The organism is Bacteroidia bacterium (genome assembly GCA_041391665.1).
Taxonomy (GTDB): Bacteria; Bacteroidota; Bacteroidia; order J057; family J057; genus JAGQVA01.
The window spans coordinates 1666700-1688822 of record JAWKNO010000002.1 but is presented as its reverse complement, the minus strand read 5'-3'; the positions used below and the strand labels follow the sequence as shown (position 1 = coordinate 1688822).

Here is a 22123-nt window from a genome sequence, read left to right as displayed (position 1 = left end):
TGGTTTCAGCTAGATTTTTTACCTTTAAAATCATTCATATTACTTTAGATTTATAAAGAATTAACTACAATGACTACACGCATTCATACTTTCGATGAGTACAAGGAAACTTACCGCAGAAGTGTGGAAGATCCTGAAGGGTTCTGGGCTGGGGAGGCTTCAACTTTTCAATGGCGGAAAAAATGGGACAAAGTGCTTGAGTGGGACTTCCGCAAACCCGACATAAAATGGTTTGTCGGTGGGAAAATGAATATTACCGAAAATTGTCTGGACCGCCATCTGGAGACCCGTGGTGATAAAGTTGCGATTCTCTGGGAACCTAATGACCCCAATGGGGAAGTGCTCTCCTATACCTACCGCGAACTCCACGCTGCAGTTTGCCGAATGGCCAATGCGCTGAAAGCCAATGGTATTTCAAAAGGCGACAGGGTTTGTTTTTATATGCCGATGGTCCCTGAACTGGCTATTTCTGTATTGGCCTGTGCGCGTATTGGCGCGATTCATTCGGTCGTATTTGCCGGATTTTCTTCCTCTGCACTGGCTGACCGTATTCACGATGCCTCTGCTAAAATGGTGATTTGTTCTGACGGTAATTTCCGCGGAGCCAAAAGTATTCCGGTAAAAAGCGTGGTAGATGAGGCCGTATCTGCTACTGACTCTGTGGAAAAAGTGCTCGTATTAAAACATACCAATACACCTGTTGACTGGATACCCGGGCGGGATATTTGGATTCACGATGCGCTTAAAGGGCAGGCTGACATGTGCGAAGCCGAAGAAATGGATTCTGAAGACCCGTTATTTATCTTGTATACCTCTGGTTCTACCGGTAAGCCTAAAGGGGTGGTTCACACCTGTGGTGGGTATATGGTGTATACAGAATATTCCTTCCGGAATGTATTTCAGTATGACGAGGACGATATTTACTGGTGTACGGCTGATATCGGCTGGATTACCGGGCACTCTTATATTGTCTATGGGCCGCTGCTGGCTGGTGCTACGAGTATCATGTTTGAGGGAGTTCCTACCTATCCTGACGCCGGCCGGTTCTGGCAAATCTGTGAAAAACACAAAGTTACGCAGTTCTATACAGCGCCTACCGCTATTCGCGCGCTTCAGGCTTGTGGTCTTGAATTTGTAAAACCTTACGATTTGAGCAGCCTCAAAGTCTTAGGCTCTGTCGGCGAACCGATCAATGAAGAGGCCTGGAACTGGTATAATGATAATATTGGTGCAGTAGGACTTCCTATTGTAGACACCTGGTGGCAAACCGAAACCGGGGGGATTATGATTTCTCCTTTGGCCGGGATTACGCCGCTCAAACCTTGTTTTGCAACTTTACCGCTGCCAGGCATTCAGCCGGTATTGCTCAATGCGGACGGCAAAGAGATTGAAGGCAATGGGGTCGAAGGGTTATTGTGTATCAGATATCCATGGCCATCCATTATCCGGACTACCTATGGCGATCATGAGCGTTGCCGCCAGGTATATTTCGGACCTTATCAGGATTACTATTTTACCGGTGATGGTTGCCGTCGCGATGAAGAAGGTTTTTACCGGATTATTGGTCGTGTAGATGATGTAATTAATGTCTCCGGACACCGTATGGGTACGGCTGAAGTAGAAAATGCTATCAACGAACACCCCAACGTAGTCGAATCTGCGGTAGTTGGATATCCTCACGAAATTAAAGGGCAGGGAATCTATGCCTATGTGATTTGCCAGGAAAAGCCTGCCGATGAAGCTGCGTTACGCAAAGAAATTCTCGCGGTGGTAACCCGTGAAATTGGCCCTATTGCCAAGCCGGATGTGATTCAGGTTGTAAGCGGACTGCCGAAAACCCGTTCGGGGAAAATCATGCGGCGTATCCTTCGCAAAATAGCCGATGGATCATCCGACAATCTCGGAGACGTATCCACTTTACTTGATCCATCCGTTGTGGATGAAATCAAAGCCGGGGCGCTTCTGCTAAAATGACAATTGATTCACCATAACTCAAGGGTGCCATTTTAGTAAACAGTCTTCGAAAACTGATTCACGCAAAGTTTCGCAAATGCATTCTGCGTTACTTTGCGTGATACTTTGCGTTAATCTGCGTTCAAAAGCAGGGGATGATCTTCGATCAGAGATGACCGGGTTCACACCAAGGATGCAAAGGTATCGGTGTTACGCCACTTTAGAATTTGTCATTTCTTGTTTGTCATTTGTAATTTCTTCTTCGTATATTTTTTCCATGAAACAGCTGAATACAGACTGGTTCCTGGAAGGAACACTCGACTTTGAATACAAGAAATATATTCTGCTGGCATATTTGCAGCAGGTAAGCCGTGAGTTTGCGGAAGTTCGCTTGTATCCATCCTTTTCTGATCTGATTTTTCATTTTAACAATCTGAATCAGTTTAGGGAAAATAAGCAACAACTGTTTTCCCGGTTTCCCACACATATCAGCAAGGAGGAATTTCGAAAACTCCGACTGCAACATGAACCTGAAGTGCAGGATAGTGATGATCTGATCGAAATAGACAGCATCATTGATTATGCGCTTCCGGCTATGCAGCAACGCCTGAAAGAAGGAAAAGAGATTTATACCTATATCGACGAACACCTCAATATTGAGCCGATCGGTATTACGCCCCTTCACAAAAAGGAGGGATATGTAATGCTTCGGGTAAATCCGCTCCGCACGGTGAAAGTATATGAATACCGGATATCCTTTTTTGAAAATACGGATGCCAATTACCACGGAATCAGTCTCAACTATTTGGATTCTTTTACCTATAGTCTGGCCAACACCTACGAATCCAAAAAACTGGAATTGATCCGACACCATACCAAAATGCCTAACCCGGCAACCTGGTTGCTCTACACGATGCACCCTATTCCGGAAGAGGCTTCACTGCTTCCTGTCGCCAAAAGAAAAATGCTGGCGTTTCTGAAATAGACTTGCTTTTAGTCTTTGATCAGCCGTCGGCTAATCTGGCTTCCTCCCTGTTTGAGCTGAATCAGGTATATCCCTTTATTTAACAGGGAGATATCCAGTGTTATTTTTTTGCTGAACACTTGCTGCTCCAACAATCTTCCATTCATATCGAATAGCTGTAATTCTGTGTTGGTTAAAGCAGGATTTGCCGATCTCCATTCGATATGGAGCACATCCTGGGCGGGATTGGGGAAAATGTCAATCATCGGGAAATCAATTTTTTTGCCCAATCCGGTATTGAAAATAATAGGGGATAAACCGTTGAGCCGGGCATTTAGTTGCGCTTCGTAAAGTGATTCGGGCTCAAGTCCAGGTACATTCGAACCTTCGCGATAGCCGGAAGGTTTGCTAAATGGGCCAGTTCCAAGGATTGTACCACGGCAGCCGATAGCATAGTTTTGAGCGGTAGGTGGTTTTTCGACGACTAGCTGTCCCACCTTTACATCGCAATACCATGCAACCGAATGAACCGCTGCCCATCCGTGCGAGGTACCGTAATCTCCCCGGTTGTACAGAGCCAGCAAGCGTAACCCCGTACTTCTGACAGCTATTTCCGTATGGTTGTCGTAAAGCAAACCCATGCTCCACCTCCGGTGTCCTTCGCTCGAAGCATAAGCCGCTTCGGATGTGCAGCGTAGAAATACACATCCGGACACCCATGATGTTCCGTTGGAAACGTAATGATGTCGCCCGTTGCTCGCATGGCAGGCTGAAAACAGGATCTGAGAGGATGCTTTTGAAACGTTAAAATTGTACATATTTCCCCCGGTGACGGTTGCCACAGGGTCAAGTGCCTGGCAGTTTTCTATAGTAATGCGGCTGGCCGTTTCGGTGATTACACCCGATAACCCAAAATGCAGGAAAGTGCAATTTTTCACCCAGGCATCTTCTATCTGCTTCATATTGACAGCGTTCCATGCATGTGCCTCATCGGTTCCTCCTGCCGTTTTAATATCGATTCTCAAGTTTTCAAGCCCCATTTGTGTTTTCAGACCAGCTCTGTCGTATTTGTAGATATAGGATTGAGACAGCGAGCGGTCGAGGTGATTGTAAATGGGTACATCGACCGTGATCAGACTGTCTTGTATGTCTGTAATTCTGCGGTTAAATACCAGCGGCTGGGAGCCTGGCGTCCAGTTTGCACCGGTAGCCGTTCCCCCGCCGTCTACAGCGTCAATCCACGCTTGTGTACAGGGATGGTAGATCACGATATTGTCGCCGATAGCGTAGGGGGTAATGTTTTGTACTTTAAAAGTGGTTTCTCCAACGAGGACTTTTTCTGTAATAATATCGGTCTGCGTTCCTGAAACTTTTCCTGCCCAGGCGGTTCCTGATCCTCCGCCCATAACGAGAAGATCGCGCTGGTTGGGCGTATTGCCGATTCCCACCAAAACGGTATTGAGCAAGGTATCTTCGCCATCTCCTGCACCGCGCAGAACGACCCCGGACTGATTAAAGTTGAGTGTTCCGTGAATTTCGTACCGCCCTGGTGCCAGTTGAATCGCGCCCCTGAAACCCTGTGCATCAAGAGGAAGTTGCGCTGCCTGATCGATGGCTGCCTGAATATGGGCCGTATTGTCGCCCGGAATGGGCGATATGCTGAACTCAATAAGCAGGTTTGGAGTTGAAACGCCCCCACCCATATAACCCGCATAACTAAAATCGGGAATGACATTGCCGGCGGTATCGCGTACATAAGCGAGTGCGCCATTGGGTTCCAGACTTACGATGGCAGAATTCCATTGCGCGGATAGTTCTGAGCAGGACAGCATAAAAATCAATGCTGCCAGATACAGCCGGCGACTATTTATTTTATCATCCATTTTGTCCATCCTTTTTGGTGGTTGCTGATAAGTTGAATGGTGTATAATCCAGATGCCCAATGTTGTGGCTGAATGGTATAAGTTTGGACACCTGCATTTCTCAGGAAGGAATCCTGCCATAAGAGTTGACCCCGTATATCATAGATTTGCAGGTAAAACTGATCTTGTTGCGCTGAATAAAACGCCAGTTCTGTTGCCTGATTTCCCGCTCCCGGATTTGGATATAAATTTAATGGGATGTAGGTAAACTTATTTTCTAATCCGACTGACTGAATACACGCCGAATTATCGTTAGTATCGGGTTTTCCGCCAATGGAAACATAATCGAAGTAAAATTCATTTCCATTAAAATTGGGGACTTCGCGGTCGAGGTAAAACCAGAAATCCCGCAGGTCCGTAGAGTCAAATCCGGCATAATCTGTTCCTGTGAAAGTATAAACCAACTCCGTCCATTGACTGAGATCTCCGGGAACAGATTGCTCAACAACGGCTGTACGTTCTGTCGCAGTTCCTTCTCCGGAACGAAGCACCATGCCTAGCAATACCGGTCTTTTCGAACGAACGCGGGTATAAAAACGCATCTGTCCGGAAACATCGGAAATATCATTACCAAATTCATCCTGAGGATTGATAATCAGGGGTCTGAATGCTGCATGAGGGTCTCCCAGCGTATCGGTTACAGACACTGCCAGCTGACTGCAAAGCGTATCGATCGTTTGGGTAAGTTGTGCAGCACCGGTTCCGCCAAAGACACCTTCCAATGTATCTGCCCAGTGTAAGACGTACGGAAATTCGAATGGCGGGAAAAAGGTGCAGGCGGAATTTTCTGCCGGGTCAGGTTTTTCACCCATTGCCACATAGTCAAAATAAAATTCGTTTCCCGCAAAGTTTTCTGTTCCCTGATCCAGGAAAAACCACAGATCGCGAAGGTCTGTAGAATCAAATCCTCCTATTGTGGCTGAATCAAAAGCAAAGCTTACTTCAGTCCAGTTTGTCGTATCACCAGGTATGACTTGTTGCTGTAAGATTGACCGGAAGGGGGTAGTGCCGTCACCGGAACGCGCAACAAAACCCAGTCTGACCGAGTCTTTGCTGCGCACCCGAGCGAAAAAACGCGCACTGCCTGAAATGTCTGAGATATCTGCGCCCATCGAATCTTTGGGGTTGATGATCAATGCATTAAATGCACTAAGTGGCGCATTTACCGGATCAGTTACGGAAATTTTGATTTGACTGCAAAGGGTGTCCACGGTCTGGGTTAGGGTAGCAGCCGAGCTTCCCGTAAAAATTTCGTCATTGGAGTTAGCCCAATGGAGCGTGTATTGAATCGCCAAAGTCGAATCATTGCCAACGATGCTGTCTGATATGCAGGTGGAGTTCAATGCAGAATCAGGCGCGCTGCCAATGGCTACATAATCGAGATAAAATGCATTCCCCGCAAAATTATCCGTTCCCCGATCCAGATAAAACCAAATGTCGCGGAAGTTGGTCGAGTCAAACCCCGCCAGGTTCGCAGCATTGAATTCGAATAAAAACTCGTTCCATGTGCTCGTATCTCCGGGAATGGTAAATTCGACCCTGTCGCTTCGCTCTGTGCTACTTCCCCCGCCTGACCTAAGCAGGATGGCAAGGCGTACCGACTCCAGGCTTCGGGCACGGACATAGACACGCATATTACCCGAAAGATCGGTAATTTCATTACCCATGTTATCCAAAGGATTAAGTTCATATGCGTTAAATGCCGGCAGCGGGGCAGCGATCGGATCAGCAATAGAGATTTTTACCTGGCTGCAAACACTATCTATGACAATATTGGATACCGTGCCTGCTGTGCCAGTGGAGAGATTGGGGTCATTGCCACTGGCCCAGTGAGATATATAAAAAGGTTGCTGCGCAGTCACCTGCCAGGATTGGAAAAGAATAACGATGAAAATAGAAATCAGTTTAGAAGAATTTCTGCTTTCAGGAGGAAAGACATTAGCCATAGTAGTTGGTTCTGGTTAGGGAGAATAGAGTAATAAAGCCTCAAGTTCACCAAAACTCAGAGGAATGAGGGGGAGTATCGTATGCAATTGGAGGAAAATTGTGTAAATCGGCGTGTAGCTATTCTTGTTTTCATTACTTATGGAGAGATACGCTTAAAACCGAAGAGAATATGACTACTCATCATTTGGCATTTATTTTTTTTGCAGGATTTTTATTTTGCTCCCAGCCAGGTTGTAAAAGCCAACCCAAAGAGCAGCCGATCGGGAGTGTGATATTTGCTGATACCACAGTGATGCGGAATTCGCTTGAAAAAATCCGTTTGGGAGATAGCCGTTACACAAAAGCTTTACAGGCATTGAGAGACGAAGCGGATGCAGTTTTTTCGGAGCGCCCCTTATCGGTGATGACCAAAACCCAGACACCGCCCAGTGGTGACAAACACGACTACATGAGTCAGGGGCCGTATTGGTGGCCTGATCCTTTGAAGCCTGACGGTTTACCTTATATCCGGAGAGATGGAGAAGTGAATCCCGAAGCGGCAGGTTTTTCCGACCATAAGAGTATGTCAAAGCTGTTTCAGCGTGCAGATATACTGGGGAAGGCCTGGTATTTTACCGGGGAGGTACAATATGCTGCAAAAGCCGCTGAAATAATCAGAGGCTGGTTTTTGGATGAATCCACCCGAATGAATCCCCATCTGAACTATGGGCAGGCCATTCCGGGGATCAATGAAGGCCGGGGAATCGGAATTATTGAAACACGAGGTATAACAAAGGTATTGGATGCCATTGCACTGATAAAGTCATCGGGCCAGTGGTCTGAGGAAGATGAGGCCGGAATGCAGGTCTGGTGCAGGGAGTACTTAGACTGGCTGCGAACGAGTCAGCATGGCAAGGAGGAATCGGTGCATCCCAACAACCACGGTACATGGTACGATGTGCAGACTTCGGCACTGGCGATTTACACCGGTCAGCCAGAAATTGCCCGGGAGCTAGCGGAGTTGGCGAAAGTTCGCCGGTTGGAGGCCCATATAGCCGCTGGCGGAAGTCAGCCGGAGGAGTTGGCCCGGACAAAGGCATGGTCTTACAGCTGTATGAACCTATGGGGACTGATGCAACTGGCACGGGTTGCCGAAGCAGTAGATGTCGATTTATGGTTTTACCCGGAGGTTGGCAGCAGCCTGTTACCCAAAGCGTTGGATTATCTGATGCCCTACGTCGAAGCACCGGCGACCTGGCCCCATCAGCAGATCACCGAATTTCGCCCGGAGGCACTCCTGCCGCAGTTGCGGCAGGCATCAGCAATATATCTGGACAGTATTTATGGCGCGGCGGCAGAGGCGCTTGGTGGAAGGCTTGTGGATGATTATGGGGTGTTGTGGGAGTAGGTTATTCCAAAGAAATTTTGCCCGACCTTATTAGGGTTCCTTTAGAACTCAGAATACGATAAGTGTAAAGACCCCTTGCAAAAGAATTTACAGAAATTGATTGTGTGGTTTGTGAGGTTAGATCAATTTGCTCTTCCAACACAAACTGCCCGAGGTGATTAAAAAGCTGAAATGATAACGGAGTATCATTGGCTTTCTTTCCAATAACTTCGATTGTAATTGTAGAAGAAGCCGGGTTGGGATATACTCGAAGTGTGGGATTAACTTCTCTTATAATTGAAATTCTGTTGGAATATTGCGTTGTGCCTGAGACATCGGTGGCTTTAATTCTATATAAATGCTCCGCTAATATTGGCTTCATATCAATAAATCTATATGATGAGTTTGGTTGATTTCGAGACGAAGTACTACCTATAGGCTCAAATATTTGATTGTTGTTCATTCGCTCGATTTCATATCTTTGAATTTCTACTTCGCTCACAACACTCCATTCCAGTCGGTTTCCATGTTCCTCTGCCCATCCCTGAAGTTGTATATCATCCACCGCCAAAGTTCCCGGAGGGCTAAATGCCCGAGTAATACGGTTGCCGTTGGCGTCGTAGGTGTAAATGATTTGGGAGCCGTCGGGGTAGGAAATTTTAGTAATCTGATCTAAATTATCGTATTCGAAAACTACCTGGCTTGAAGCAATGTAAGAGCTAGTTGTTAGCAGTAATAGAGGTATCCATTTCATTTTAATTTTGGGTTTATTCGGTTTAATATGGGAGTAGAAAACATTGAGTGTAAACCAAATTGTCGCAAGCATAAATGCGATTCCTTCCAGAATCGGTACTCAATCCGCATTTGAAATATCTCTGCGCCCAAGTGCATGTAGGTACAAAAGATTCTTTTTCCCAATCAGGAGGAGGACGCTATTGACTTCATGTGCGATATTTTGGTTTACATCCCAATTATTTCAATAAGGTTTTCTGAAATATTACTTAATAAATTAATTTTACTTTTAATTATGAATTGGGATCCCAGTGTTCCTCTTGTTAACTTATATAAATCAGTATCTGACTTTAAGTAGGCTTGTGTGATTCTATTATCGAAAAATCCTTTTTTACTGGCAAATAAATAGCTTTTTTTGCTTATTACTTGTGAAATTTCACTTGCAATAGGGCTGATACCAGCCTTTAAATAATCTGTAATAAAATTTTTAAGTATAAATTCCCCATTCCTAGCTTTCAAAGAATAATCAGCAATAACGTATCCCATTTTTGATCCAGGAATAAGATAATCGATAACATCTACTGCTTTTTCTACAATTTCATAAGTCTTGTCTAATTGGTCGAGGTATATATTATTCCATTCCACAACTTCTTGCCAATATGCTTGTTCTTGAAGTAAAGCTGCTTTAGCTTTTGCATTATATTTATTTGTTTGTTTGGACTGATGATTTTTTTCGGAACATAGCCCCATAGGATCAAGATAGTTAATTGGACTATTGTTTGCATAAATAAGTTTATTGAGGGTTTGGGTTTGGGTTAGTAATGAAGGAAAAGGATCCCTACTCAAAAACCTTCCATTCATTACGTCCAGATACCTTGCCCTTACAAATAGCAGTCCATCCGTTTCCTGCTGTACACCCATTTGACCCATGAAGAGATAAGGCTGGTCGGTCGTTCCTACATGATTGGTTACTGTGCCAAAAGGCTCGTAGGTGTATGAATCACTCAGGGACCCTGTCTGGTCAGTGAGTGCGATGGTATTACCCATTGGGTCATAGTGGTAGTAACGTTCATCTCCATTAGGAGAAATTTGAGACACCAACCCGATTCCATAGACATAGGAATTTAAAATATTTCCTGCGTCATCATATTCACGCAATACCTGAGAAACTTCTCCTATCAAGTCTAAGAGATACTGTCTTTTTGTACCATTTTTATTTTTTTCAATACGGTTTCCCAAAGGATCATAAACAAAGCTGGTGACATCTGGTCCTTTCGTTATTGAAGCAAGCGTACCAGATGCGTGCCATGTGTAGCTGGTATTCCCACCGGGACCAGTTTCTGAACTGCGAAAACCACTGCTGTTGTTGGTATAGCTATTCACTCCGTCTCCTAGCAGTTGATTATCTGAATTGTACGAATAGGTATAGTCTCCTGGCATTGCTGTTGGTATGAGCCCGGCAAGAATCTGTTCAGAAGTTCTGAATCCCCGGTCGTTTAATGTCAGTATCGTTTTATAAATATCTACTCCTCCTGTATTTTTATGAGTGATACCTGTAATTCTTGCTGCGGGATCATAATCGTAATGAGCACTTGCGCCATTTCCGTAGGTGATATCTGTTAATTGTGCTCCGGCGTTGTATTGATAAGAAGTTGTATTATTAAACCAATCCTGCACGGATGTCATTTGATTGAGACCATTATATTGATAATTAACCTGATTGCCTCCCGGGTATGTAATTTTTGTACGATTGCCGTTTGCATCATAAGTGAATGTAGTGGTTCTTCCGAATGGATCTGTACAAACTATTGGAAGATTTCGGTTGTTATAAATAATGCTTGTGGTTCCAACATTTCCTGTTGATTCCGAAAAGTTGCGTAGGTTATCATTTTCATCATAGCTATATGAAAAATCGGGAGAGCCAAAGGCACTGAAAGATTTTCCAGTCAGGCGATATAGGGCATCATAATAAAAATAGGTCGTATTACCTGTCGGCTCAATAACCGAAAACAAATTACCCATATCGTAATATTGATATGAATATGAGTTACCTGCCCCGTCAGTTCGGCTAGTTAGACGGCCTTCGCTATCATAAGTGAAATTCTGTGTAAATCCTTTGGGATCTGTAATCGAAATCAAATTCCCGGCAGGATCATATGCATATAATGCAAAACCCCCAGATGGATCGGTCACTTTTGTAAGTCTTCCTCTATTGTCATACTCATAGATCGTTGACTGATTTAATGCGTCAGAAGATTGCACTACCCGTCCAAGTTCGTCATATACCAACCTTGTTGCTTTTTCAAGAGGGTCAGTGGTTTTTATTAAATGATTTAGGGCATCATATTCATAAGAGGTGATGTTTCCAAGAGGATCAGTCTCCTCTATAAGGTTTCCTGACGGATCATAAGTGTATAGGTTGGTTCCTAATGGGTGCGTTAAACCTGTCACTTGTCCTTTGAGATCATAAGTATATGTGAAGATATTTCCTTTTGGGTCGGTTAGTGATGAAATTCGATCGAGTGCATCATAATTAATACTGGTGAAAAATCCTGCAGGATCAGTAACTTTTATCAGTCGGTTTTTTAGATCATATTCAAACTGGGTGATAAACCCTTTTTTATCTTTTTGGGTTAACATATTTCCATTTAGATCATATGTATATTCAAGCGTTTTACCAAGTGCATCTGTTTCCGTTAAAACGTGATCCTGTTGATCGTAAGTGAATGTGGTTAAGTTATTGTTGTAATCGGAAATACTAGTAAGACGTTTAAAAGGGTCTGAGTACAGAAATTGCATTTCTCCAGAAGGCCTGATAATTTTTGACGGATTTGGTATCCCTCCCGATAATGTATAGTTGAAATTAGTAGTGGTTGCTAATGCATCTACGACGCTGGATAATAGACCTTTTGCATCTAATTGATTTGTATAACTGAAGGTCAGGTTTGTTCCACCGGGTAATGCCTGTGTTGTCATATTCCCAACCGCATCATAGTACATATACGTTGAGTTCCCCAATGCATCCGTTATGGAAAAAATATCATTATTCCCATTGTATGTTATATTGGTTATGGTTGCCTTAGGATCGATAATAGAGACAATGTTGCCACGGGAATCATAAGAGAAGGAGAAAGAATTTCCATTTTCATCAGTAGTAGATATAAGGTTATTCATATCATCATACTGCTTATTTTTCTCGAATCCCAATTCATCCGCTTCTTTAATTAGCCTCAAATCCTGATCATGATAAAATATTCGATTTCCCCCAAGTGGAAAAAATGCAGTTGTAGCACCAATAACTGGTGTATTATATTGAAAGGAGTATAGGTTTCCATATGCATCTGTTTGTTGTGTTACCCTGTTCTGGGCGTCGTAAAGATTATTGACGATTGTATTTCCTAAAGGATCAATAATTGAAGTAATTCTGTGCTGATTGTCATATATATAGGTGGTTACAGCTCCAGCGCCATCCTGTACAGATAATAAGTCTCCCTGAGGAGAATATGTGAATTTATATTTCCTCGTGTTTTGGATAAACATCGAATCGATACGACCTGTACCAGCATTGTTATAAAACTGAATAGTACCTGCTGCGTTCGAGTTTACTGCGATGAGTTTTGAAGCAGAGTAATAGAATAGAATTGCATTTCCTTTTCTGTCAACAATACTGTCTAGCCTTCCGGAAGAGTTAAAACTATAGTATGCCCCTGTCTGGTAACTCAGCCGGTAACGGCCGGTTTGTAGTTGGGTAAGTTCTTCATAAATTCCCTGATAATGAGGTATCGATTGTCCTCCGCCTGTAGGCAGATATTCTACCTCATGCCCATCTCCAAAATGGACGGTCCAAAAATCAGCAGTAATACTGAGAAAAATATCAAAACTATGTGTCCAACCAAATCCTATAGGACCATTGTAGTTAAGATTCCGGGAGTTGTAGCCACGTGTGAAAGTTAGGGGTTCCGGAAATGCAGGTATGTTAAAATCATCGTCGAAGAGAAAATAGGCGCCCGTAGCCATATTTATTGGTTCTGCACAAATGCCATAAGGATAATTCTGACCAAAGGTTTGCTTTTCATTTATGGGTGTATTCTGCTGATCGGGGTCATAAAAAGTATTTGCGTTGGCAGTTTGACCATTTTGTACTGTAATTATTCTATTCGGAGGTGTAACCCATCCTATAACAGGCTTATATTCAATTATGTATGTGCCAACAGGCATATTTGATAATACAGAGCCGGAATTATTCCAGGCTTGCCCACTTATTCTCCATTGAGCACCAGCCGAGACACTCGCTGAGGGAGAAAGAGTTCCACTTATGTTTCCTATGTTACCCACAGCCGTATATGCCCTATTTACAGTAGTTGTTTGATTTGGTAAAAGGTTAACCGTCTCTGAAGGGGGAGCCGTATATCCCGGAATTCCTTTATATTGTATTGTATGATTGCCAGACGATGTGTTGAGCGTATTTCCACTACTATACCATGGAGAATTATCAATTTGCCATTGGGCACCTGCGGCAAGTGCCCCAGCAGGAGAAAGGTTAACAGAAATATTTGCAGGATTAGTGATGGGCGTATAATTTCCTGTTATTGAGACAACGCTAGTTGGCGATGCAAGAACTACGATTTGATTAGGCGGTGTAGTAAAACCTGGAATCGTAGAAAATTCTATTGTATAAGTTCCGACACATAAAGGATTTGAATTTAATCCTGGAGCTTGCCAACACAAATTGGCTGTTCTCCACTGAGCGCCAGCACTTACTGCACTAGCTGGGGTGATGGTCACATCAAGAATGTCAGGCGGGTTCCCTGATGAATATGTTACCTCACTAGCCTTTACCCAGCCCCATTGTAAAGCTGTACCTGAATTAGGATCTACGACATTGTTGGGAAGGTATATTTGATACCAAAGGCTGCCACTAATCGAAGCGTTACCATAGATAGCAAATTTAGAATTATTGTAAATTTTTGCTGTCCCTCCATTAACTATTGCTTTTGTTAAATTTCCCGCTGCTATATAAACGTCTGCGTACCCTGTCGATGATGAAGCTGTTATATAAGGGGAAAAGCAATCTGCGGCCATATAATAACTAGCCTTGGCCATATAACCCCAAGTCTGAGTCCCATTATCGCTGGGAAGATAAACTTTAAACCATTCTTCATTTATCGGATTTCCCGGGTCGCAAACGGTTTCGAAGGCAACCAGCTTATGCTGAAAATTGATCGTTGTCATCTGGCATTGCCCTAAAAACGTGGGAATGCAAGCGTTGATATATAATCCGGATGTGTTATTTGACTGGATAGGAAATTCAAGATTTTGGGCGAAATATGGACTTCCCAAAAGAGACAATATTCCAAATAGTAAATAGAAGGGTGTTTTCCTGTTTATAAGGATTTTTTTATTAATATTTAAAATAACAATCATCCTGTTTTGGATTATTTGTTCCACAGCGTTTGTCTTTTAGGGTTGATCGATGATATTTTCTTAGTAAAAACTTTTTGTGCAACTAGACTATCTCCCAAAATCTTCAGGTGTCATAAAACTTTGGTTAAGCCACCCATCCCCATCCCCCCAAAAGCGAGCAGGCAGCTGACCTGCTCTCCTGAGGGTACCTCCCTGTCAAAGAAGGTGTGTCATTATTTTGGGATAAGAATTATTTGATGTTTGAATCTGCATTTTTTCTATCTGCATTTCGAGGGTAAAAAATGAAGGGGGAATCCACTCATATTCGTATATTGTTATCCTCTATCACTGCTGAAAATGGCCCCGTTTGTTAATCAAGCCTGTTTTCAGTATTATTTGAAATCAACTGATATAATGGAGCGCTGCTGTGAAAGGAAAAAAAATTGCAAAAACACTGACGATTCTTACGCATGAGGAAAGGTTCAGGCTGGTGAAATTCGTCAAAGGGGAGGTCTCCGGAAAAGAAACCGAACTTGTACGGTTGATGGAGCTTGCCGCAAAAAAAAATGCACTTCTATGGGAAGATCCAAAGGTTTGGAAAGCCCTTTATGGAAATCGTCCCTTTGATCAGCAAAAATATAATCACAATTGCAGCCGGTTATTGGCGCTGATTTCACCTTTTTTGCCTATCCTTCAATTTCTTCGGGATGAAAATCGTGTGGAACTCGCTCGTTTACAGATTTTTAATCATAGAGAAACCTTTTCCGAATTTGAACGCTTGTGTAGCGATTTTTCGAAATCCTATTCAAATAAACACTACTCTACACCAGAAGATCAATTTCTGGATTTCCAAATTCAGCTCGAAAAACATCATTATCTGGTTTCAAATCCCCATATTCAATTTCAGGGCAATCTCAATCCGGTGACTCAGTCATTTGACCGGTATTGGGTGATCCAAAAATTTCAGTTGGCCTGTTATAATTCTGTTCATAATAAAGTAACCGGTGAGTCTATCCACGATCCCTTATTGCTTCAAGTTCAGCAGATGGTGGATGAGGATGCTAACCTCTGCCAGGTTCCTGTTATCCATTTTTACCAGGTTCTGTATAAAATAATTGAGAGCGACAGTTTAGTTGGTACTGATCATTTTATAGATTTAATAAGAGATAATAAGGACCATTTGCCCTTTGAAATGGTGAAAGGAGCTTTTGATCTTCTGGTAAACTATCTGGTTCGCTGCCTGAATATGGATGGACATAATCCCAAAATCCAAAATATCTTCCATAAGATTTACAACTGGGGGTTTTCAGATGGATGGGTATACTTGAATGGAAAAATAAGGCCAGGGCATTTTAAAAACCGGGCGCTTCTTTTTATCCGGATGGAAAAATATGAAGAAACGAAACAGTTTGTTGAAACCTATCAGGATAAACTGGATGATTCGATTCGAGCCGATTTGGTTGAGTTTGTAGATATTTATCTCTGTCTGCGACAAAATAAGCTAGAGGGCGTGGAAGGCAGGATTAATGCCGTAAAACTCGATAACCCTTTTTACAAAATTTCCTTAAAAATATTGAGGATAGAGGTGCGTTACGAAAATTACTGGAATAACCCCGACGACTATTATAATTCTGGTACAGTTACATATTTGAAATATTTAATCGGGGAAATAAAAAACATCATCACACTAATTTCTAAGATCAAAATGATTTCTGATTACCATAAAACCAGCTATTATCACAGGCTGCATTATATGACTAAGTTAATTAATGCGGAAAATTATCCCGAAAAACTGGAACTGCTGAAACAGGAAGTGCAAAACGTCCGGCTTGATGATTCTTCCTGGATATTGAAGCAGATTGATAAGCGGTTAGAAGGAAAGTAAAAGGAGGCAGGCAACTTCTGAACTCTGCCTCCCTGAAATTTTATCGAACCTCACCCCGCCAGCACATTGATCAAATCGTATTTGGTGATGATGTCGAGATCGCCGTTTTGGGTTTGGACAAGCACTGCGGGGTTGTCTTTGTTGATGAGTTTGCTGATGACTTCGATGCGGGTGGAACCCAGCACAAATGGCAGGGGATCGCTCATCGCCTGGCTTACCGGCGAATCTTTCAGCGATGGGTCATCCAAAATGGTATTGAGCACCCGGGTTTCATTCAGGCTGCCGATAATGACGTTTCCTTCGGTTACGGGTATCTGGGAAATGTTTTCTCCTCTCATGATTTGGATGGCTTCTGCGAGTGTCTGGCTGGCACTCAGTGTTACCAGTGGCGTATGCGTCTGCTTTTTCTTCAGGATCTGCTCTGCATTCAACATATTTTCCTCGTCGAGGAAATTGCGGTCCTTCATCCACGTATCATTAAACACCTTGCCCAGGTACCGGGTGCCGTGGTCGGGAAGGATGATGACCATTACATCGTCTTTTTTCAATTCGCGCGCATACTCGAGGGCACCGTGTACAGCCGAGCCGCAAGACCATCCTACAAATAATCCTTCCACCCGGGCAAGTTTGCGCGCCATCAGTGCGGCGTCTTTATCAGTCACCTTGATGATCTGGTCTATCACCTCCATATTGCAGTTCTCCGGGAGAATGTCCTCCCCAATCCCCTCGGTCAGGTAGGAATAGATTTCTTTCGGATCGATTTCTCCTGTCTCGTGAAGTTTTTTGAAAACCGATCCGTAAGTGTCAATCCCAATGGTTTTGATGTCGGGATTTTGTTCCTTTAAATAAGTGGATATCCCACTGATTGTGCCGCAGGTTCCCATACCAGCAGCCAAATGGGTGATTTTTCCAGCGGTTTGTTTCCAGATTTCCGGACCCGTAGTTTCATAATGAGCTGCAGTATTGCTCATATTGTCGTACTGGTTCATCCAGATGGAGTTGGGGATTTCGGCGCCAAGCCGTTTGGCGATGGAGTAATAAGACCTCGGGTCTTCGGGTTCGACGTTGGTGGGACAAACGATGACTTCCGCGCCTACGGCGCGGAGAATGTCTATCTTTTCCTTTGATTGTTTGTCTGCCATTGTAAATATACAACGGTATCCCTTCACGGCAGCAGCCAGAGCCAGCCCCATACCTGTATTGCCGGAAGTGCTTTCAATGATCGTACCGCCAGGCTTGAGCGCGCCGCTTCTTTCGGCGTCTTCAATCATCTTGACCGCAATGCGGTCTTTGATACTGTGGCCAGGGTTGAAATATTCAACCTTGACCAAAACGGTTCCTTTTATATGGGAAGCTATGGAATTTAATCTTACCAGTGGGGTATTCCCGATGGTTTCTATGATATTATTGTAGATCATGTAAGTGTTTTGTTTGATCATTATCCTGCCAGGGACAAATATACAAAGTCAAAGGGTGATAAAGTACCACAAATCGTAGAATACATGCGTCCAGACCACAATGGCCAATTGCCTTTTTACGAAAATATAGAACATGATCATCCCAAACAGAAAACGATAGATAATCGTGTAAATGCTGAATTCATCTCCAAATGGATAAAGATAATGAGACAGTGTGTAAATCAGGGTTCCCACTGAAACGACCAGCCAAAACCCGGAATTTTTGGGATTATATTTGGGAACCTGGATTTTCATCCGGCTGATGGGTTGCGTATCGGTTTTTAGTTGCTTAAAGTATTTCGACTTTTTTGCCAGCCAGGCTATTAGCATAAATAACAGCCCTCTGAAAATAATTTCCTCATAAAATCCTGCGCCAAAAGCCAGGGCAATATCCTGAACAAAATTGGTGAGATAGTCGCGCATGGACTGACTGGATTCAAGGGAAAGCGGAATGCTCAGATTGGGGTCCGCAATTCCCCCGAGAAAAGAAACGATCCATGGCAGAAACAAAATGATAAGCGAACCATAGACAAATCCTTCCAGCGCCATAAATCCGAAGTAATACCAGTTTGGGCGAAAAGGTTTTTTGACAATTGGTTTGAAATCTTTCCCCTTTTTTTTCTTTTCCTCGCGCTCTTTTTTTCGGTCATAGCGATCTTTTTCTCCCATCCAATCCATACGAAGGAGATCCCCCCAGTTGACAATCAGCGCTAATGAGATCAATAGAGTACCATGCGGCACAACTTTCTGCGCAAACTTAAACCAGGCATCAACGCCATTGTAAGCCAAAACATGGGGGTTTAAAGAAATTGCCAGTAGCAGTTCGTAAAAAACAAGGACAATGATCAGGTGTCCGAATTCATAAAACCGATGATTCAGGGAGTTGTTATATTTTTCTATTGCCTTGTAGAGCTCTGTTTCGACGAATACGAATACTGCCATATATAAAAAGGAAATAAGCTGTAAGGATCGGCCTTACAGCTTATTCAAAGCTAAAAAACTTTAATCAATAATCCACTTATTCATACATAATCGTAATGTCGGCACCACTTCCTGCGCCTTCCAGTACTTTGAGGCAGGCAGGCGAGAGGGCTACCATTGCGGGATTTTGGGGATCCAGTCTGCTCACGACTTCCACTTCTACAAAGCCTGCATTATTGGGAATCATCAGTTTGAATTTGGATCCGGGAGCCAGTGTTTTGTGGGCTGCATAGAAACGTTGCTGGGTTATGCGATTGTCAACATACTGGCGGAAACTTCCGCGTTCAATGGTGTTGGCGGCCGGGTTGGACCGTGGAGAAGAATTTTCATAACTGCTACCAGTAGTTCTGTAGCTGGAAGCAGTTTCCGGGGCATAAGACTGCATATTATAGTTTGGTGTGGGGGCAGCCGTGCGTTCACTTACGCCTCTGGATTGAGGCTGATTATTGGTTTCCCACTGGCTTCGGGCAAGACGGGCCCTTTCCGCAGTTTCGCGTGCCTGCTGGGCTTTCAGGTCTTCGGTTGTAGCCGATTCATATCGCTTGGCAACAATGATCGCCTGACCTGGGGTAATATTGGAGATGGCATTCCATTCCAGTATTTCTTCCGGAGAAACCTGGTAGGTATCAGCGATGGAAAAAAGATCATCGCCTTTTCTTACCTGATAATAGACGCGTTTTTCAATTTTAGTGGTGGAGGGATCCTGTACTTCTTCGCGTTCTCTCATACGGCTGACCAGGTAAGCGTCCGTAGTGTAGGTGGCGGTAGAAGGTGGATTGGGGCTGTCATTGACAAAGAGATCCCCGAGACTACGGGTTCTTTCCTGCGTGGGGGTGAGGTCAGGTGTCCGGATAGGATCTTCCTGTGCAGGTGCGGCTACTCTTGCCGTTGTGGTTGTACTGACTGTTGCCGAGCGGGTAGTGGTTTCGACGATCAATCGCTGTCCGGGATAAATGGTGTTTTGATTCAGGCCATTGAGCGACTTAATGCGCTCCACCGGAAGATCATATTTTCTTGAGAGGCTGTAAAGGGTTTCGCCAGCCTTAACAAAATGGATAGAAGAGGCGGTTTCCGTCTGGTCATCAGACAAAAAAACCAAATCTCCGACCTGGGCGCGAAGCGGTGTCATTGCCAGAATCGTTCCGGCGAACAGGAGGGTAAAGAAAGGTTTGATTGTGTCTCTTAAATTTCTTTTCACCATAGCATCATTCGTAAGATATTTAGGGATTTGAGTCAGGACGGCAAAATATGCATTGGAATCATTCAGAAGTGGATTTTGCAACAAATTATGGTCATTAGTACGAATAAAATACTCATTTATTGTAAATTTCTATCATGGAGATAATAATCCATATAGTTACTTCAATACAATTGATGAATTCAAAGTCGAAACATCATTGAGCAACGTTTTGAAATTGGTTTCTACCGTTACGTTCCGGTCTTTTTTCCCACCAATGGCTGTTTCTGCGGCGGAGTACACCACCTTAACCGATTTGTCAAAGGTAAAGTTGAGTTTATATTTCATCGATTCCATCAGGCTGCTGACCTGATCTGCTGTTTCCGGATCTTCGAGCTCTGCGGGCAAAGCATCGGTTGGCATCAGGTGGTTTCGGGTAATGGTATTGCCTTCCATCGTAAAAAAAGTGTGAAAACCCGAAGCCTCATTATCTACCAGCATCTCATTGAGTGCCTGGTTGAGCGCCTGAATATTGGAAAAACTAAAGGAAACCCCATACAGCCCTTTGTCTTCATTATCAAGGACCTGGACTTTGGATATTCCGGCAATTGATGATAACTCTGTGGCGGTTTCTGTAAATGAAAGTGAGTTATCCGCTCCGGTAGAATCCGCTTCTGCATTCATTTTCAGGAGAGCGGCGATTTCGCTCATATCTATGAGGTACTTCATTGAGCCGGAGCCGTTCTTTTTAAATACATAGCTCTCCTCAAATGTGAGGCAGGAGGTGGCACTGACTGCCAGAAGAATTACAAGGATTCTTGAAAAGAGAGAAATTATTTTTCTTGGAAGGATCATAGTTAAGAATATGTTACCAGAAAACGGATTGATGAAATACGATACACCCGGAAAACCTTACAATATACACAATAGAGCCGGGATGATCCTAATTTATACGTGCAACATCCTACATGTCTGTTGCAGATTTTGTTTTTTTTCGGAGGAATAAAGATTTATGAATACTTTCGTATCTATGGAAAAAGTGATACAATGCCCAACTTGCGGGGGTTCTTCCCCGTCCAAATCTGAAAGATGCAATTTTTGTGGTAATTACCTGCTTCATCTGACCATTTTTGAGAAAACAAATGAGCCCATACCCGCACAAGCAAAAAAGGAAAATGCTCCGGTTCACTATTTTCGCTCGCTGAAATTATTGTACCAGATAATGATTACTTCTGGCCTCCTTATGGCGGGGACAATTTATTTGTTCATGTTTGATGAGTTTTCGGAAACCGAAATGGTAACCGTTTCCCCAATCTGGTTTTTGTTGATTATTTTTGGCACAGGGGGGTTGTTTACTGAAAAGGCGCTACGTTTGATTTTGGATAAGGAAGTATCGGACTTTCCTTCAGCCGTAAAAAAGGCCGCTGAATCCTTTTCGCCAATTGTGCAGATTGGTGTTTTCCTGATATTTTTAGTGCCTTTTTTTGTCTTCGGGCTTACCAGGTTTTTTTCTTCGCCCCTGATCATAACCACGCTCATGACCCTTGTATGGGCTGCGGTTTTATATATTTTCCTGATAGGGATATTTCCTTCGCTTTGATAAGCAAAAAACCGGTGGCTGGGGTTTCTCGAAGCCACCGGTTTTTTACATTAAATTCCCGGGACAGATCCGTTTAGCTGCCGGGCTTTTGCTTCATTTATAGATCCCTCAAATGAGGTATATATTATTTCAGCTTGATTGTTACTCCAACGTTGGTGAGACCAAAAAGTGCTCTCCCTGCTTCCAGAAATACTGCAATTTTCGGGTTAAAATAGTACCGTCCGCCAACTGTAATGGCAATAGCGGCGCCATCTCCATAGCTAAATGTATTTCCTCCTACGGTTACCCCGTCTGAAGTTGTGTACCTGGCAAATCTGTAACCTGCCAGTGCGGCTACATAGAGGTCAAATTGTTCGGAGTTGAGGTCAGTTTCCAAGGTTTCTTCCAGCAATTCCCAGTAATGAAAATCAACCCTTACCCCTACAGATGAAAACGTCCATCTATAGCGAAATCCCGGAACACCATAGCCATAGCTTGCATATCCTATAAAAGGGCCTACCCCAAGCATGTCGGAAACGCCATATTCCGCCGAAGCGACTACCGGGATGCCTGCGCCGCTGTTGTAAATACCCAAACCACCAAACATAATGCCCGGGCTGACCGTGAGCTGTCCTTGTTCATAGGCCTGAGAAAAAGTCTTCTGGATGGAGAAAATACTCGCCAGAAAACATACTAGTAGAATAGTTTTTAAGTTTTTCATTGGAGCAGATTTTTTTGGAATGTTGTGTTCTTTGAG

General features: G+C 43.5%; 14 protein-coding genes. 5 read left to right on the top strand and 9 right to left on the bottom strand.

Going from position 1 to position 22123, the window contains the following annotated elements; translation table 11 throughout:
• Positions 1-69 precede the first annotated feature (69 nt).
• The gene (gene acs, locus R3D00_18555) at positions 70-1974 is read left to right on the top strand and encodes an acetate--CoA ligase (GenBank protein MEZ4775192.1); all 1905 of its coding nucleotides are present in this window, start codon (positions 70-72) and stop codon (positions 1972-1974) included.
• A 256-nt stretch (positions 1975-2230) separates the two neighbouring features.
• Positions 2231-2938: a hypothetical protein gene (locus R3D00_18550; GenBank protein ID MEZ4775191.1), complete on the top strand. Its 708-nt coding sequence runs from the start codon at positions 2231-2233 to the stop codon at positions 2936-2938.
• Between the two features lie 8 nt (positions 2939-2946).
• On the opposite strand, the gene R3D00_18545 is transcribed toward R3D00_18550, so the two are convergent.
• Together R3D00_18545 and R3D00_18540 are read right to left on the bottom strand one after the other, a co-directional pair.
• On the bottom strand, positions 2947-4800 hold the full coding sequence (locus R3D00_18545) for a T9SS type A sorting domain-containing protein (GenBank protein ID MEZ4775190.1): 1854 nt from the start codon (positions 4798-4800) through the stop codon (positions 2947-2949).
• Positions 4785-6785, bottom strand: a complete 2001-nt coding sequence (locus tag R3D00_18540; protein MEZ4775189.1) for a T9SS type A sorting domain-containing protein — start codon at positions 6783-6785, stop codon at positions 4785-4787. Before R3D00_18540 ends, R3D00_18545 begins: the two co-directional genes overlap by 16 nt.
• A gap of 170 nt (positions 6786-6955) precedes the next feature.
• Here R3D00_18540 and R3D00_18535 point away from each other — a divergent pair, with 170 nt between their 5' ends.
• The gene (locus R3D00_18535; GenBank protein MEZ4775188.1) at positions 6956-8173 is read left to right on the top strand and encodes an alginate lyase family protein; all 1218 of its coding nucleotides are present in this window, start codon (positions 6956-6958) and stop codon (positions 8171-8173) included.
• A 1-nt stretch (position 8174) separates the two neighbouring features.
• Here the strand turns inward: R3D00_18535 and R3D00_18530 are convergent, their stop codons facing one another.
• On the bottom strand, positions 8175-8906 hold the full coding sequence (locus R3D00_18530; protein MEZ4775187.1) for a T9SS type A sorting domain-containing protein: 732 nt from the start codon (positions 8904-8906) through the stop codon (positions 8175-8177).
• 206 nt (positions 8907-9112) lie between these two features.
• Positions 9113-14308, bottom strand: coding sequence for a DUF6531 domain-containing protein (locus R3D00_18525; protein ID MEZ4775186.1), 5196 nt, complete (start codon positions 14306-14308; stop codon positions 9113-9115).
• 406 nt (positions 14309-14714) lie between these two features.
• Between R3D00_18525 and R3D00_18520 the strand changes: the two genes are divergently transcribed.
• Positions 14715-16172, top strand: coding sequence for a hypothetical protein (locus R3D00_18520; protein ID MEZ4775185.1), 1458 nt, complete (start codon positions 14715-14717; stop codon positions 16170-16172).
• 50 nt (positions 16173-16222) lie between these two features.
• Here R3D00_18520 and R3D00_18515 read toward each other — a convergent pair whose 3' ends face one another.
• From R3D00_18515 to R3D00_18500, 4 genes are all read right to left on the bottom strand, one after another.
• A complete protein-coding gene (locus R3D00_18515) occupies positions 16223-17590 on the bottom strand; it encodes a cystathionine beta-synthase (GenBank protein MEZ4775184.1) in 1368 nt (455 codons plus the stop codon).
• 48 nt (positions 17591-17638) lie between these two features.
• On the bottom strand, positions 17639-18571 hold the full coding sequence (locus tag R3D00_18510; GenBank protein MEZ4775183.1) for a CPBP family glutamic-type intramembrane protease: 933 nt from the start codon (positions 18569-18571) through the stop codon (positions 17639-17641).
• Positions 18572-18647: 76 nt separating this feature from the next.
• Positions 18648-19811 (bottom strand): LysM peptidoglycan-binding domain-containing protein, encoded by a 1164-nt coding sequence (locus tag R3D00_18505; protein MEZ4775182.1) that lies wholly within the window; start codon positions 19809-19811, stop codon positions 18648-18650.
• Positions 19812-19967: 156 nt separating this feature from the next.
• Positions 19968-20642 (bottom strand): hypothetical protein, encoded by a 675-nt coding sequence (locus R3D00_18500; GenBank protein MEZ4775181.1) that lies wholly within the window; start codon positions 20640-20642, stop codon positions 19968-19970.
• Between the two features lie 157 nt (positions 20643-20799).
• On the opposite strand from R3D00_18500, the gene R3D00_18495 reads away from it, so the two are divergent.
• On the top strand, positions 20800-21387 hold the full coding sequence (locus tag R3D00_18495; GenBank protein ID MEZ4775180.1) for a hypothetical protein: 588 nt from the start codon (positions 20800-20802) through the stop codon (positions 21385-21387).
• Positions 21388-21511: 124 nt separating this feature from the next.
• On the opposite strand, the gene R3D00_18490 is transcribed toward R3D00_18495, so the two are convergent.
• On the bottom strand, positions 21512-22087 hold the full coding sequence (locus R3D00_18490; GenBank protein ID MEZ4775179.1) for a hypothetical protein: 576 nt from the start codon (positions 22085-22087) through the stop codon (positions 21512-21514).
• Positions 22088-22123 lie beyond the last annotated feature (36 nt).

Bases quoted from the DNA above. Each gene is read 5' to 3' on its own strand.
- acs (MEZ4775192.1), top strand. From the start codon at position 70: ATGACTACACGCATTCATACTTTCGATGAGTACAAGGAAACTTACCGC.
- R3D00_18510 (MEZ4775183.1), bottom strand. From the start codon at position 18,571: ATGGCAGTATTCGTATTCGTCGAAACAGAGCTCTACAAGGCAATAGAA.
- R3D00_18530 (MEZ4775187.1), bottom strand. From the start codon at position 8,906: ATGAAATGGATACCTCTATTACTGCTAACAACTAGCTCTTACATTGCT.
- R3D00_18505 (MEZ4775182.1), bottom strand. From the start codon at position 19,811: ATGGTGAAAAGAAATTTAAGAGACACAATCAAACCTTTCTTTACCCTC.
- R3D00_18490 (MEZ4775179.1), bottom strand. From the start codon at position 22,087: ATGAAAAACTTAAAAACTATTCTACTAGTATGTTTTCTGGCGAGTATT.
- R3D00_18500 (MEZ4775181.1), bottom strand. From the start codon at position 20,642: ATGATCCTTCCAAGAAAAATAATTTCTCTCTTTTCAAGAATCCTTGTA.
- R3D00_18515 (MEZ4775184.1), bottom strand. From the start codon at position 17,590: ATGATCTACAATAATATCATAGAAACCATCGGGAATACCCCACTGGTA.
- R3D00_18540 (MEZ4775189.1), bottom strand. From the start codon at position 6,785: ATGGCTAATGTCTTTCCTCCTGAAAGCAGAAATTCTTCTAAACTGATT.
- R3D00_18550 (MEZ4775191.1), top strand. From the start codon at position 2,231: ATGAAACAGCTGAATACAGACTGGTTCCTGGAAGGAACACTCGACTTT.
- R3D00_18495 (MEZ4775180.1), top strand. From the start codon at position 20,800: ATGAATACTTTCGTATCTATGGAAAAAGTGATACAATGCCCAACTTGC.
- R3D00_18525 (MEZ4775186.1), bottom strand. From the start codon at position 14,308: ATGATTGTTATTTTAAATATTAATAAAAAAATCCTTATAAACAGGAAA.
- R3D00_18545 (MEZ4775190.1), bottom strand. From the start codon at position 4,800: ATGGATGATAAAATAAATAGTCGCCGGCTGTATCTGGCAGCATTGATT.
- R3D00_18535 (MEZ4775188.1), top strand. From the start codon at position 6,956: ATGACTACTCATCATTTGGCATTTATTTTTTTTGCAGGATTTTTATTT.